Origin of the sequence: Pseudomonas putida W15Oct28 (assembly GCF_000708715.2) — a bacterium.
GTDB classification, from domain to species: Bacteria; Pseudomonadota; Gammaproteobacteria; order Pseudomonadales; family Pseudomonadaceae; genus Aquipseudomonas; species Aquipseudomonas putida_R.
Map to the genome: position 1 here is coordinate 217,628 of NZ_JENB01000001.1, position 13,757 is coordinate 231,384.

A 13,757-nucleotide genomic window follows, 5' to 3' on the forward strand; every position below is an offset into this window, starting at 1 on the left:
GCCCTGATTTCGGGGTGGACAGCCGTTACCCGCCCACCGCCAGCCGCCACTCGCCTTGAGGGCGCGGTAGGTGTTGCGTAGCATCCCCGGCCCGATCGCGCGCCCGTACAGCCACCGCGATACCTGCTGAAAAGAGCTACTGATGCCACAACCCATCCCCCTCAAGGACCACGAAAAGGAAAAGCACCTGGTCAATCGCCGGCTCCTGGCCTGCGCCATCCTGGTCTTCAGCCTGGTCGCCGTGCTGGTGGGGCGGCTGTATGTATTGCAGGTGCTGCAGCACGACCAGCAAACCGCCGTGTCGGAAAACAACCGTGTGCACGTGCTGCCCATCGCCCCCGAACGCGGACTGATCTACGACCGCAACGGCGTGGTGCTGGCCGACAACAAACCCAGCTTCGACCTGACCATGACCCGCGAACGGGCCGGCGGCGACTCGGCCAAGGTACTCGACACCCTCACCCAGGTGCTGGGCCTGACCGACGACGACCGCAAGCAGTTCGACAAAGACCTGCGCCGTGGCCGCAAACCGTTCGAACCGGTGACCCTGATGGTGGGCCTGAGCGAAGAGCAGATCGCCCTGGTGGCGGTGAACCAGTTCCGCCTGCCGGGCCTGGAGGTGGAGCCGCAGTTCATCCGCGAATATCCGCTGGCCGAGCATTTCGCCCATTCGGTGGGCTATGTGGGGCGCATCAACGAAAAAGAAGCCAAGGTCCTCGACAGCACCGAGTACCGTGGCACCCAGTCAATCGGCAAGACCGGTATCGAACACTTCTACGAAAGCCAGCTGCATGGCCACGTGGGCTACGAAGAGGTCGAGACCAACGCCCAGGGCCGGGTGATGCGCGTGCTCAACCACAAGGCCCCGACCCCGGGCCAGGACATCGTCCTGACTCTGGACGCCCACTTGCAGGTGGCCGCTGAAAAAGCGCTGGGCGACCGCCGTGGCTCGGTGGTGGTACTGGACCCTGCCAATGGCGACGTGCTGGCCATGGTCAGCAACCCCAGCTTCGACCCCAACCTGTTCGTCAAGGGCATCAGCTTCAAGCAATACGCCGAACTGCGCGATTCCATCGACCGCCCGCTGTTCAACCGCGTGCTGCGCGGCCTGTATGCACCCGGCTCGACGGTGAAGCCGGAAGTGGCCATCGCTGGCCTCGACAGCGGCGTGATCACCCCGGGCAGCCGGGTGTTCGACCCGGGCTACTACGAGCTGCCCAACTACGACCACAAGTACCGCAACTGGAACCGCAGCGGCGACGGTTGGGTGGACATGTACACCGCCATCATGCGGTCCAACGACACCTACTTCTACGACCTGGCGCACAAGCTGGGCATCGACCGGCTGCACGACTACATGGCCGAGTTCGGCCTGGGCCAGAAGGTGTCGCTGGACATGTTCGAGGAAGCCTCCGGGCTGATGCCGTCGGCCGCCTGGAAACGCGCCACCCGGCGCCAGGCCTGGTTCCCGGGCGAAACGCTGATCCTGGGTATCGGCCAGGGCTACATGCAGGTCACCCCGCTGCAGCTGGCCCAGGCCACCAGCCTGCTGGCGAGCAAAGGCGTGTGGCATCGCCCGCACCTGGCCATGACTGTGGGTGGCGATGTGCCGATCGACCCCAACCCGATGCCCAACATCGTGCTGCACGACAAGCATGCCTGGGACCAGGTCAGCCAGGGCATGCAGATGGTCATGCACGACCCGCGCGGCATTGCCCGCGCTTCGGCTGCTGGCGCGCAGTACCGGATTGCCGGCAAGAGTGGTACCGCACAGGTGGTGGCGATCAAGCAGGGCGAGCGTTACAACCGCAACAAGACCCTGGAACGGCACCGCGACAACGCCCTGTTTGTCGGCTTTGCACCGGCTGACCACCCGAGTGTGGTGGTGGCGGTGATGATCGAGAACGGTGAGGCTGGGGGCCGGGTGGCGGGGCCGGTGGTGCGGGAGGTGATGGATGCTTATCTGCTGGATGAGCAGGGGCATCTGAAGCCTGAGTATGCGGGCGGTGCAAGTGGCCGGAACGTGCCACACATTTGAGAATTTGGGGGCCGCTTTGCGCCCCATCGCGACGCAAGGCCGCTCCTACAGGGGATCGCGTTTGCAGGGAGAATGCGCTCTCCTGTAGGAGCGGCCTTGCGTCGCGATGGGCTGCAAAGCAGCCCCAAATTCTCACCCCCCGAACACCGCCCTCCCCGCCATACCCACTCGCCGCCGCGTCACGCACACCAGCAATGGATCATTCGCCCAGGTAGGCCTTCTTCACCTGGTCGTCATGCAGCAAGGTCTTGGCACAGCCTTCCAGGCTGATGCGCCCGCCATCGATCACGTAGGCGCGCTGGCAGGTCTGCAGCGCCAGGCGGGCGTTCTGCTCCACCAGCAGCAGTGTTACCCCGCCCTTGACCACCTCGACGATGGTTTCGAAAATCTTCTGCACGATGATCGGCGCCAACCCCATAGAGGGCTCGTCCAGCAACAGCAGCTTGGGCCGCCCCATCAACGCCCGGGAGATGGCCAGCATCTGCTGCTCGCCGCCCGACATGGTGCCGGCCAGCTGAAAGGCACGTTCTTTCAAACGCGGGAAGATGCCGTACATGCGTTCGATGTCGGCACCGATGGCGTCCTTGCCGTCGCGCCGGCTGAAGGCCCCCATCTCGAGGTTTTCGTGCACCGTCAGCTTGGGGAAGATGCCCCGCCCTTCCGGCACCAGCGCCAACCCTTCGCGAATCAGGTCATGCCCCTTGATCGCCGCATGCGCCTTGCCATCGAAGGTGATGCTGCCGGCGCTGGGCTTCAGCAACCCGGCCAGGGTTTTCAGGGTGGTGGTCTTGCCGGCGCCATTGGCGCCGATCAGCGCAACCATCTCGCCCTCGCCCACCGTCAGGTCGATGCCCTTGATGGCCTGGATAGCCCCGTAGCTGACTGTCAGGTCATTCACTTGCAGGATGTTTTTCATGCCACTGCCTCTGCACCCAGGTAGGCCTCGATCACGCGTGGATCCTTGCGCACGTCGGCCGGCAGGCCGTCGGCGATCTTGCGGCCGAATTCCAGTACGGTGATGTGGTCGCACAGGCCCATCACCAGCTTCACGTCGTGCTCGATCAACAACACGGTCTTGCCATCTGCCTTCATCTTGCACATCAGCTGGCGCAAGCCTTCGGTTTCCGAGGCGTTCATGCCCGCCGCCGGCTCGTCGAGCGCAATCAGTTTGGGCTCGGTGGCCAGCGCCCGCGCGATTTCCAGGCGGCGCTGGTCGCCGTAGGACAGGCTTTTGGCCAGTTCACCGGCCAGGTGGCCGATGCCGACGTAGTTCAGCCAGTACCGCGCGGCCTGGCGGATTTCCCGCTCTTCACGCACGCAGGCCGGGGTACGCAGGATTGCGCCGAACACACCACTGCGGGTGCGCACGTGGCGGCCGATCATCACGTTCTCCAGGGCGGTCATGTTGTGGAACAGGCGGATATTCTGGAAGGTGCGCGAGATACCGGCCTCCACCACCTTGTGCGGTTTTCTGATGCGCAGCGGCTTGCCGTCGAACATCACCCGGCCCTGCTCGGCCCGGCACAGCCCGGTAAGCACGTTGAACAGCGTGGTCTTGCCGGCGCCGTTGGGGCCCAGCAGGCCGCGGATTTCGCCGCGGCGGATGCTCAGGTCAATGCCATGCAGAGCCTGCAGGCCACCGAAGAACTTGCTCACCTGATGCAGCTCGAGAAGGATATCGCTCATGCCTTGTCCGCCTGTTTGATCGGGAGTTCGAAGGAGGCTTCACCGGCAGGGGTATGGATTGCAGTGCTGAGCACCGCAGGCGCCGGCTCGGCTTCAGGGTCGTCATCGTGCAGCTCGGCACGGCGGCGACTGGACGGCCAGAGGCCTTCGGGGCGAAAACGCATCACCAGGATCAGCGCCAGGCCGAACACCAGCATGCGCAGGGTTGAGGCATCCAGCACGTTGCGCAGAATGTCGCGGCTGATGAAGGTAACGTTGTCCATCACCCACGGCTGGACCCAGTTGACCAGGTCGCGGAACAACTCAGGCATCACCGACAGGATCAGCGCCCCCAGCACCACGCCCCGGATCGAGCCCATGCCCCCGAGCACCACCATGGCCAGGACCATGATCGACTCCATGAGGGTGAACGATTCAGGGCTGACGAAACCCTGGTAGCTGGAGAACAGCACACCGGACACCCCGCCAAAGGTCGCCCCCATGGCGAAGGCCAGCAGCTTGAGGTTGCGCTTGTTCAGGCCCATGGCTTCGGCAGCCACTTCGTCTTCGCGCAGGGCCATCCAGGCGCGGCCGATACGCGACACTTCCAGGCGCTTGGACAGCACGATGCAGAGGATGACGACGAACAGGAAGAACAGGTAGTAGCTGATCACCGGCGACACGGGCAGGCCGAACAGGCTCCAGCTTTGCTGCAGCGACAACACCGGTGTTGCACCGGCACCTGGCGCATGCGCCCATGCCCCGAAATCCATATGCAGCGGGGCAATGTTGCTGATGCCCTGGGGGCCGTTGGTGAGGTTCACCGGCTGGTCCAGGTTGTTCATGAAAATGCGGATGATCTCGCCGAAGCCCAGGGTGACGATGGCCAGGTAATCGCCGCGCAACTTCAGTACCGGCGCACCGATCAGCACCCCGCAAATGGCCGCAGCCACGGCGGCCAACGGGATGATCACCCACACCGGCCAGTCCAGCACAGCCTCAAGCAGGCCGGCCATTTGCAGGTGGGGCGAGGCCAGCAGTGCGTACAGGTAGGCGCCAATGGCGTAAAAGCCGATGTAGCCCATGTCGAGCAGGCCGGCATAACCGATGACAATGTTCAGGCCCAACGCCAGCAGCACGTAGAGCATGGCAAAGCCAAGAATGCGCACCCAGGTGGGGCCCAGCATGGGGATGGCCTCGACCAGGAACGGCAAGGCGATGAAGCCGACAATCATCAGCAGGTACTGGGTTTTGAGGTTTTTCATGACTGCCTCCTCACGCCCGGTCAGCCTGGCGTTCGCCAAGCAGCCCATTGGGCCGGAACAGCAACACCAGGATCAGCACCGCAAAGGCGAAGATGTCCTGGTAGTTGGCCCCCAGAAAGCCCCCCGTCAACTGCCCGGTGTAGCCTGCTGCCAGCGATTCGATCAGCCCCAGCAACAGGCCGCCGGCCATGGCCCCGAACAGGTTGCCGATACCGCCGAGCACCGCCGCGGAGAACGCCTTCAGGCCCAGCAGCAGGCCCATGTAGGCATCGGCCTGGCCGTAGTTGATGGCGCGCATTACCCCGGCGATGGCGCCTAGGCTGGCGCCGATCAGGAAGGTGGCGCTGATCACCCGATTGATATTGATACCCATCAGCCCGGCCACTTCCTGGTTCTGCGCGGTGGCGCGCATGGCCTTGCCCAGGCGGGTCTTGTCCACCAGCAGCCACAGGCCAAGCATGATCACCACGGCAACCAGCATGATCGACAGCTGCACGTTGGTGACGGTGGCGCCGAACACGTCCACGGGGCGCGTCTCGACCACTTCGGGGAAGGTCTTGTAGCCGCGCCCCCAGATCATCATCGCCAGGTTCTGCAAGGCGATGGAGATGCCGATGGCAAGGATCAGCGGGGTCAGCCGCGGGGCTTTGCGCAAGGGCCGATAGGCGTACTTTTCCATGCCCTGCGCCAGCAGCATGCACACCACCGCAGCGGCCATGATCGCCAGCAGCAACGTGATGATGCCGGGAGCAAAGCCTGCGCCAGCGAGCATTGTCAGTACCGAAATGGTGACCATGGCGCCGATCATCACCACCTCGCCGTGGGCGAAGTTGATCAGGCCGATGATGCCGTAGACCATGGTGTAGCCCAAGGCTACCAGGGCATAGATGCTGCCCAGCACCAGGCCGTTGAGGACCTGTTGCAACAAGATATCGAAATTACCGTCCACGCGCTGAATCCTCGAAACTGCATTGTCGTCGGCGCGCGGCGGCTCAGCGCCACACGCCGACTGGCCTGGCAGGTGGGAAAAGTCTTCTTGTTATGTCGCAGGCGTGCGCCCGCTTGTTATGGGGTGAAACTCAGTCGCGCTCGACCGACAAGGTTTTCCAGCCACCGTCGGCGAACTGGAACACGGTGGCCGCCGGGTTCTTCAGGTTGCCCTTGTCATCGAAGGCGATGGTGCCGGTGACGCCGTCATAGCTCTGGCTCTTGAGCACTGGCAGGTACACTTTGGGGTCGTCGGAGCCGGCCTTGACCATGGCGTTGATCGCGGCCCAGGTGGCGTCATACGCAGCGGGCGACGACTGCACCACACCCACGCCGAACTTGTCCTTGAGCTTCTGTTCGAAGGCTGCGCCTTTGGGCATGTCCAGCAGCGGCGTGCCGTAGTTCCAGGCGTAGGTACCTTCGGCGGCGCTGCCGGCCATCTGCTTGAACGAGTCGTTGGGCAGGTTGCCGATGTTCATGAAACGCGCCTTCAGGCCCAGGTTCTTCATCTGCTTGGCCATGGGTGCAGCCTGGTAGTCGAGTGCCGCGAAGAACACCGCGTCGGCCTTTTGCGCCTTGGCGGTGGTGAGGATGGCGTTGAAATCGGTGGACTTGTCGTTGGTGTACTCGCGCACCACCACATTGCCGCCAGCCGCCTTGACCGCCCGGGTCACCTCGTCGGCCAGCCCTTGGCCATAGGCGGTGCGGTCGTCAAAGATGGCGATGCGTTGGGCCTTGAGCTGGCTGACCAGGTAGTTGCCGGCATAACGGCCCAGGGTGGCGTCGTCGTTGACCGTGCGGAACACCGAAGGGATGCCCTGCTGGGTCAAGGTGGGGTTGGTGGCCGAGGGCGAGATTTGCGGGATGCCGGCGGCGGCGTAGATCTTCGAAGCCGGGATGCTGGTGCCAGAGTTGTAGTGGCCGATCACCACCGCCACTTTCGAGTCCACCAGGCGTTGCGCCACCGCCGTGCCCGTACGTGGGTCGGCGACATCGTCTTCGGAGACCAGTTTGAACCGGGCCACCTTGTCACCGATTTTCAGTTGCTGCTGGTTGGCCTCTTCTACGGCAATCTGAATGCCATGCTCGACGTCCTGTCCCTGGTGCGCCGAAGGACCGGTCAGGGGGCCGGCGAAGCCGATCCTGACAATTTCACTGTCTGCTGCGTTTGCCGTCCCCATGGCCATCAGCAATGTTACCGCGGTCGCGAGGGCTGTGCGCCCTCCCTTGTTGTTATTCATGCTCAGCTCCCAGTAGTGATTGGACGAACCTCGACATCGCTTACCGCATGCGAATTGGCCGGAACGCCATCGCACTTGTAAGATAACAGTCAGCAGGCAACTGTCAATGGGTGTATGCTACGCGAGCAGGTAAAATAATTTTTCCGGCGACGAGATCTGCATGGTCAAGAAGTGGGGCATCAGACGAGCTAGTAAGATGTTTGATAACATATGCCGACAACATCACCGCTGGTTGGCTACGGATCCCGCCGCAAGGGGCATGAGGGCTGCGCGCAACCTGCCGGAGAATCAACCGTGATGAGCCAATCAGTTTCAGGAGCAACCCTTCTATGAATGCGTCGTTAGGCACGCGTCGCGCCAATCTGGCGGAAATCGTGATCCAGGAGCTTTCCAGCCGGATCGACAACGGCACCTACGGCCCGGGCGACAAGCTGCCGTCGGAACAGGCGCTGTGCAAAGAGTTCAACGTCAGCCGCCCGGTCATCCGCGAAGCGGTGGCCTCGCTGCGCCTGGGCGGGCGCCTGATTGCCCGTCAAGGTGTGGGCGTATTCGTGGTCGAGCAGGATGTGAAACGCATCGGCTTTGCCATCGACAGCGTGGTCGATGACGTACGCGCTGCCGCGCAGATCCTTGAATTACGCCTGGGGATCGAGGCGGAATCGGTGGCCCGCGCCGCCGAGCGTCGCAGCCCGGCCAGCATGGCGGCGATCACCGAGGCGTTCGACCGCTTCAACTCGCTGGACGGTGCCACGCAGGAAGAAGAAGCCAAGGCCGACTTCGAATTCCACCTGGCGATTGCACGTGCCACCAACAACCCGCATTTCACGCAATTGCTGGAAGCGCTGGGGCCGGACATCATCCTTGACCTGAACCTAAAGCATGGCCAGGTCACCGGCAAGAACCGCCAGGCACACATCAAGAAGATCGCCCGTGAGCACGGGGCGATTCTGTCGGCGATCAGCCTGGGCGATGTGTCCAGTGCACGCACCGCGCTGCGCAAGCACCTGGAAGAAAGCCTGTCGCGCTACCAGCGGCTGCTCGACAGCAAGGCCTGATCATTATCCTGTGCCGGCCTCTTCGCGGGCTTGCCCGCTCCCACAGGACCCCGCAGGTTCGAGCCCTGCGGTGATCCTGCGGGAGCGGGCAAGCCCGCGAAGAGGCCGGTACAGGCAACCTCAGAGGCTCAGGAATACCTTATAGCCCAAGGCACACATACTTGAGCTCCAGGTAATCCTCGATCCCGTAGCGTGACCCTTCCCTGCCCAACCCCGAGGCCTTCACCCCGCCAAACGGCGCCACTTCGGTCGCCACCACGCCGACGTTGACCCCGACCATGCCGTACTCCAGCGCTTCCGTCACCCGCCAGATGCGCCCGACATCCCGGGCATACAGGTAGCAGGCCAGGCCGAACTCGGTGTCGTTGGCCTGGGCAATAACCTCCTCCTCGCTGCCAAAGCGGAAGATCGGCGCCACCGGGCCGAAGATTTCCTCGCGCGCCACGCGCATGTCCGGCGTCACATCCGCCAGCAAGGTCGGCTCGAAGAAGGCCTCGCCCAAGGCATGCCGACGCCCTCCCGTCACCACCCGCGCACCCGCCTCCACAGCCTCCCCAACCAGCCGCTCGACACCACTGGCCGCACGCCCATCGATCATCGGCCCGACCTGGGTACCCGATGCATCGCCCTGCCCGACCACCAGCTCACCCACACGCTCGGCAAAGCGCGCCACGAAGCGCGCGTAGATGCCGTCCTGGATATAGAAACGGTTGGCGCACACACAGGTTTGCCCGCTGTTGCGGAACTTGGCGATCAGCGCGCCTTCCACCGCCTTTTCCAGGTCGGCATCGTCGAACACGATGAACGGGGCATTGCCACCCAGCTCCATGGTCACCTTCTTCACCGTTACCGCCGACTGCTGCAGCAACTGGATGCCGATGGGCGTCGAGCCGGTGAACGACAACTTGCGCACCACCGGGCTGGCCGTCAGCTCGCCACCAATGGCCGCCGAGTCACCGGTGACCACACTGAGCACGCCCGCCGGGATACCGGCACGCTCGGCCAGCACGCACAGTGCCAGCGCGCTGAACGGGGTTTGCGAAGCGGGCTTGAGGACCAACGTACAGCCCGCCGCCAAAGCCGGCGCCGCCTTGCGGGTGATCATCGCCGCCGGGAAGTTCCAAGGTGTAATCGCCGCGCACACACCAATCGGCTCCTTGGTCACGATCAAGCGCCGATCAGCGTTCGGCGAAGGGATCACATCGCCATAGATGCGTTTGCCTTCCTCGGCATAGAACTCCACATAAGCAGCGGCAAAGGCAATCTCGCCACGGGACTCGGCCAGCGGCTTGCCTTGCTCGGCAGTCATGATGCGCGCCAGGTCTTCCTGATGGGCAAGGATTTCGCGGAACCAGGCCTGCAGCCGGGCGGCGCGCTCCTTGGCAGTCAGCGCCCGCCACGCCGGCAAGGCGCGCTCGGCAGCGGCGATGGCACGGCGGGTTTCTTCCGCCCCCATCCGCGGTACGTGGCCTAGCACTTGGCCAGTGGCCGGGTTGGTCACGGCAATGCGCTGGCCGCTATCCGCCGCCAGCCATTTTCCATCGATGTAGCAAACTTCACGCAGCAGGTCACGATCGGCAAGTTTCATGTCGATTGGCTCGTTCGAAGAATGAAAAAAGGTGGGGCCGGACCGCGCCCCACCTGAGGTGAATCAGCGCTTGGCTTGCAGGGCCTTGTCGCGGATCTGGCTGAGGGTCATGCGCGGGGTCAGGGCTTCGGGGTCGACCTGCACTTCGATCAGCGCCGGCTTGCCGGACGCCTGGCAACGCTCGAAAGCGGCAGCGAAGTCCTCGGTACGGGTGACGGTTTCACCGTGCAGCCCATAGGCACGCGCCAGAGCGGCGAAATCGGGGTTGTGCAACTCGGTACCAGACACCCGGCCAGGATAAGTGCGCTCCTGGTGCATACGGATGGTGCCGTACATGCCATTGTTGACCACCACCGTGATCACCCGTGCGTCGTAGTGCACCGCAGTGGCCAGCTCCTGGCCATTCATCAGGAAGCAGCCATCGCCGGCGAAAGCCACCACCGTGCGCTGCGGGTACGTGAGCTTGGCCGCCACCGCTGCCGGCACACCGTAGCCCATCGAGCCGTTGGTTGGCCCGAGCAGCGTGCGGAACACGCGGTGCTGGTAGCCACGGTGCACCCAGCCGGTGTAGTTGCCGGCACCACAGGTGAGGATGCTGTCGGCTGGCAGGGTCTTGTTCAGCCAGGCGATCACTTCGCTCATCTGCACATCACCCGGCGAGCGCGGGGTTTCGAAGTTGCCGCAGTAGCCGCTGTTCAGGCTGGCGACCCAGTCGGCGAACGCCGCCGGGCGCACTGCCGGCAAAGCAGCGGCCTGGGCCAGGAAGCTGCCGGGGCCGGCATTGATGCCCAGGGTCGGCTGGTAAACCCGGCCGATCTCCTCGGCGCTGGCGTGCACATGCACCAGTGCCTGCTTTGGCGTTGGAATGTCGACCAGCGCATAACCGCCCGTGGTCATCTCACCCAGGCGGGCACCCACCACGATCAGCAGGTCAGACTGCTTAACCGCGTCGACCAGCACCGGGCCGGCAGCCAGGCCGAGGTCACCGGCATAGTGCGGGTCGGTGTTGTCGAACAGGTCCTGGCAGCGGAACGACGCCGCCAGTGGCAGGTTCTGCGCCTGCACGAAGCGCTTCAGGTCGGCCACCGCCTGGTCGTTCCAGCCACCGCCACCGGCAATCACCAGTGGCCGCTGGGCCTTGGCCAGCAGCGCCTGCAATTCGCCCAGTGCCTGTGGCGCCGGAGCAGCCTCGACACGCTGGGCCGGGCGCGCATCGGCGACCCGTACCAGGTCGGTGAGCATGTCTTCTGGCAGCGCGATCACCACCGGGCCAGGGCGGCCGCTGATGGCGCGCTGGAAGGCCTGGTTGACCAGCTCGGGAATGCGCGCGGCATCGTCGATCTGCACCACCCACTTGGCCATCTGGCCAAACATGCGCCGGTAGTCCACCTCCTGGAAGGCTTCACGTTCGATCTGGTCACGGGCCACCTGGCCGATGAACAGCAACATCGGCGTGGAGTCCTGGAAGGCCGTGTGCACGCCCACCGAGGCGTTGGTGGCACCCGGGCCGCGGGTGACGAAGCAGATGCCCGGCTTGCCGGTCAGCTTGCCGTAGGCCTCGGCCATGTAGGCAGCACCGCCCTCCTGGCGGCAGACGATCAGGTCGATCTCATCCTGCACATCGTGCAGCGCATCGAGCACCGCCAGGTAGCTTTCGCCTGGCACGCAGAACGCACGCTCGACACCATTCACCCGCAAGGCATCGACCAGTACCTGGCCGCCACTGCGCTTCACTTCGGAGTTGCTCATTGTTGTTCTCCCTCAGGCGCTGCGGTCAGATGACCGAATCTTCCAGGAACGGCTTGTTGTCGATCACCCGCTGGTAACTCAGCGCGCCCAGGTCGAGCGAGCGGTAGCCGCCATAGGTGATCAGTTCGGACAGCCCGCGACCAATGGCCGGCGCCTGCTGCAGGCCGTGCCCGCTGAAGCCGTTGCAGAACAGGAAGTTGCTCACCTCGTTGTGCGGGCCGACGATGGCGTTGTGGTCGAGCACGCAGAAGTCGTAATGCCCGGCCCAGAAGTTGACCACCTTGATGCCTTCGAACGCTGGCACCCGCTCGGCGAGGATCGGCCACACCTCTTCGTCGAACTCCTCGTGCAGCACGTCGAAATCTTCGAAGTCCACTTCCGGGTCGTTTTTCGGGTAGGTACCGCCCAGGTAGAACTTGCCTTCGGGGCGGAAGAACACCCCGGTCGGGTCGATGGTCAGCGGCACGGTGCCTTCCAGCGGAGTGCGGCAATCGAACACGAACAGCGAGCGGCGGCGCGGCTCGACCGGGATATCCAGGCCGGCCATGCGCGCCACCTTGGTACCGCGGGTACCGGCACAGTTGACCAGCAGGCCGCAGCCGATGCGCTCGCCACTGGCCAGTTGCACGCCGGTAATCCGGTCGCCTTCACGCTGGATACTCACCACTTCGTTCTCGATGTACTCGATGCCCATCGAGCGCGCCTTGCGGCGAAAGCCGTTGAGCATGCCCAGGCTGTCGAACCAGCCTTCGCCACTACGCCCGTAGCTGGCACCGGCGAGGCTGTCGATGTTCACCCAGGGGAATTTGCGCTGCAGCTGCTCGGGGTCGAGCAGGTGCACGTCGGCGCCGTGGGATACCTGAGTGTCGTGCAGGCGGCGCAGCACTTCATAGCCCTTGTCGTCACCCAGGAACAGGTAGCCGTTCTCGTGGAAGGCCAGGTCCGGGCGGTCGCCGTCCACCTCCATCACTTCGGGGAAGCTGCGCACGAACTCGGCACCGAACTTGGAGATTTCGATGTTGATCGGGTTGGAGAACTGCTGGCGGATCGAGCTGCTCGACAGCGCGGTGGCCGACTTGTTGTAGGTCCAGTCGCGCTCGATGACCAGCACCGAGCCTTTGAAGTCCGGGTTGTTGGCCAGAAAGTAGGCGGTGGCGCTGCCGTTGACCGCGCCACCGACGATCACCACATCGTAATTCTGTTGTTTAGCGGTGGAAGCCATGGAATTAGCTCTCTTGAAAGTAGCAGGGACCCTGTGGGAGCGGGCATGCCCGCGAACACCGGCAAAGCCGGTGCCATGCACCGCGTCGCATGTTTCGCGGGCGCGCCCGCTCCCACAGGTCAGCGCAGGTCACTTGGGGTCTTCGAAGTGCCCGGCGCCGGCGAAGTTGCCGCCGTGGTAGCGCGCGGCCGGTTCGTTCGGGTCCAGTGGCGGATGCTCGGCCAGCACCTTGTCGCGGTAGTCGTCGGCGCTGTCCTTGGGCACGTAACCGATGGACGAGGCCAGGCGGTTGTCCCACAGGCTTTCGCGGTTGGCCGACATGCCATAGACGATCATGTGCCCGACCCGCGGCGCCAGCAGCGAGCGCTCGGTGAGCTGGGCGAAGTCGTCGAACGACAGCCAGGTGGCGAGCATGCGCCGGTCCAGTGGCTCGGGGAACGACGAGCCGATGCGCAGGTTGACCGACTCGATGGCGAATTTGTCCCAGTAATAGCGGCCCAGGTCCTCAGCGAAGCACTTGCTGACGCCATACAGACTGTCCGGGCGGTGCGCGGCGGTTGCGTCGATGGTTTCGGTGCGGTCGTAGAAGCCGATGGCGTGGTTGGAACTGGTGTACACCACGCGCTTGACGCCATTGCGCCGCGCCGCTTCGTAGATGTTGTAGGTGCCAACGATGTTGCCGTTGAGGATCTTGTCGAAGGTGTCCTCCAGCGGTACGCCACCCGCATGCACGATGGCGTCGACGCCTTCAGTCAGCGGCAGCACATCGTTGAAGTTGGCCAGGTCGCAACGCACCAGCTGCTCATGGGGCGCAGCGTGGCCCATGTCTGCGATGTCAGTCAGGCGCAGTTCATCGGCGAAGGCGGCCAGGTGCTTGCGCAGCACGCTGCCAAGGCGCCCGGCAGCGCCGGTGATCAGCAGGCGTTTGAAAGGCTTGCTCATGTGTT

Annotated in this window: 11 protein-coding genes; 2 read left to right on the top strand and 9 right to left on the bottom strand. The window is 64.1% G+C overall.

The features are described 5' to 3' along the window. Nucleotides 1-142: 142 nt before the first annotated feature. Nucleotides 143-2,038, top strand: coding sequence for a penicillin-binding protein 2 (mrdA, locus tag AK81_RS00930; protein ID WP_043196048.1), 1,896 nt, complete (start codon nucleotides 143-145; stop codon nucleotides 2,036-2,038). Nucleotides 2,039-2,237: 199 nt separating this feature from the next. On the opposite strand, the gene AK81_RS00935 is transcribed toward mrdA, so the two are convergent. From AK81_RS00935 to AK81_RS00955, 5 genes are all read right to left on the bottom strand, one after another. Beyond that, nucleotides 2,238-2,954, bottom strand: coding sequence for an ABC transporter ATP-binding protein (locus tag AK81_RS00935; RefSeq protein WP_043196049.1), 717 nt, complete (start codon nucleotides 2,952-2,954; stop codon nucleotides 2,238-2,240). After that, a complete protein-coding gene (locus AK81_RS00940; protein ID WP_043196050.1) occupies nucleotides 2,951-3,724 on the bottom strand; it encodes an ABC transporter ATP-binding protein in 774 nt (257 codons plus the stop codon). Before AK81_RS00940 ends, AK81_RS00935 begins: the two co-directional genes overlap by 4 nt. After that, the gene (locus AK81_RS00945) at nucleotides 3,721-4,968 is read right to left on the bottom strand and encodes an ABC transporter permease subunit (RefSeq protein ID WP_043196051.1); all 1,248 of its coding nucleotides are present in this window, start codon (nucleotides 4,966-4,968) and stop codon (nucleotides 3,721-3,723) included. Before AK81_RS00945 ends, AK81_RS00940 begins: the two co-directional genes overlap by 4 nt. Before the next feature lie 10 nt (nucleotides 4,969-4,978). Then, entirely contained in the window at nucleotides 4,979-5,917 is a 939-nt protein-coding gene (locus AK81_RS00950; RefSeq protein WP_043196052.1) for a branched-chain amino acid ABC transporter permease, read from the bottom strand. Nucleotides 5,918-6,047: 130 nt separating this feature from the next. Beyond that, the gene (locus AK81_RS00955; RefSeq protein ID WP_241496043.1) at nucleotides 6,048-7,196 is read right to left on the bottom strand and encodes a branched-chain amino acid ABC transporter substrate-binding protein; all 1,149 of its coding nucleotides are present in this window, start codon (nucleotides 7,194-7,196) and stop codon (nucleotides 6,048-6,050) included. 329 nt (nucleotides 7,197-7,525) lie between these two features. Here AK81_RS00955 and AK81_RS00960 point away from each other — a divergent pair, with 329 nt between their 5' ends. Next, on the top strand, nucleotides 7,526-8,251 hold the full coding sequence (locus tag AK81_RS00960) for a FadR/GntR family transcriptional regulator (protein WP_043196055.1): 726 nt from the start codon (nucleotides 7,526-7,528) through the stop codon (nucleotides 8,249-8,251). A 139-nt stretch (nucleotides 8,252-8,390) separates the two neighbouring features. On the opposite strand, the gene AK81_RS00965 is transcribed toward AK81_RS00960, so the two are convergent. The 4 genes from AK81_RS00965 to AK81_RS00980 form a co-directional block, all read right to left on the bottom strand. Further along, nucleotides 8,391-9,839: an NAD-dependent succinate-semialdehyde dehydrogenase gene (locus AK81_RS00965; RefSeq protein ID WP_043196057.1), complete on the bottom strand. Its 1,449-nt coding sequence runs from the start codon at nucleotides 9,837-9,839 to the stop codon at nucleotides 8,391-8,393. Nucleotides 9,840-9,902: 63 nt separating this feature from the next. Then, nucleotides 9,903-11,588, bottom strand: coding sequence for a thiamine pyrophosphate-binding protein (locus AK81_RS00970; protein WP_043196059.1), 1,686 nt, complete (start codon nucleotides 11,586-11,588; stop codon nucleotides 9,903-9,905). Nucleotides 11,589-11,613: 25 nt separating this feature from the next. Next, nucleotides 11,614-12,810: an NAD(P)/FAD-dependent oxidoreductase gene (locus AK81_RS00975; protein WP_043196061.1), complete on the bottom strand. Its 1,197-nt coding sequence runs from the start codon at nucleotides 12,808-12,810 to the stop codon at nucleotides 11,614-11,616. 129 nt (nucleotides 12,811-12,939) lie between these two features. Beyond that, nucleotides 12,940-13,752: an NAD-dependent epimerase/dehydratase family protein gene (locus tag AK81_RS00980; RefSeq protein WP_043196063.1), complete on the bottom strand. Its 813-nt coding sequence runs from the start codon at nucleotides 13,750-13,752 to the stop codon at nucleotides 12,940-12,942. Nucleotides 13,753-13,757 lie beyond the last annotated feature (5 nt).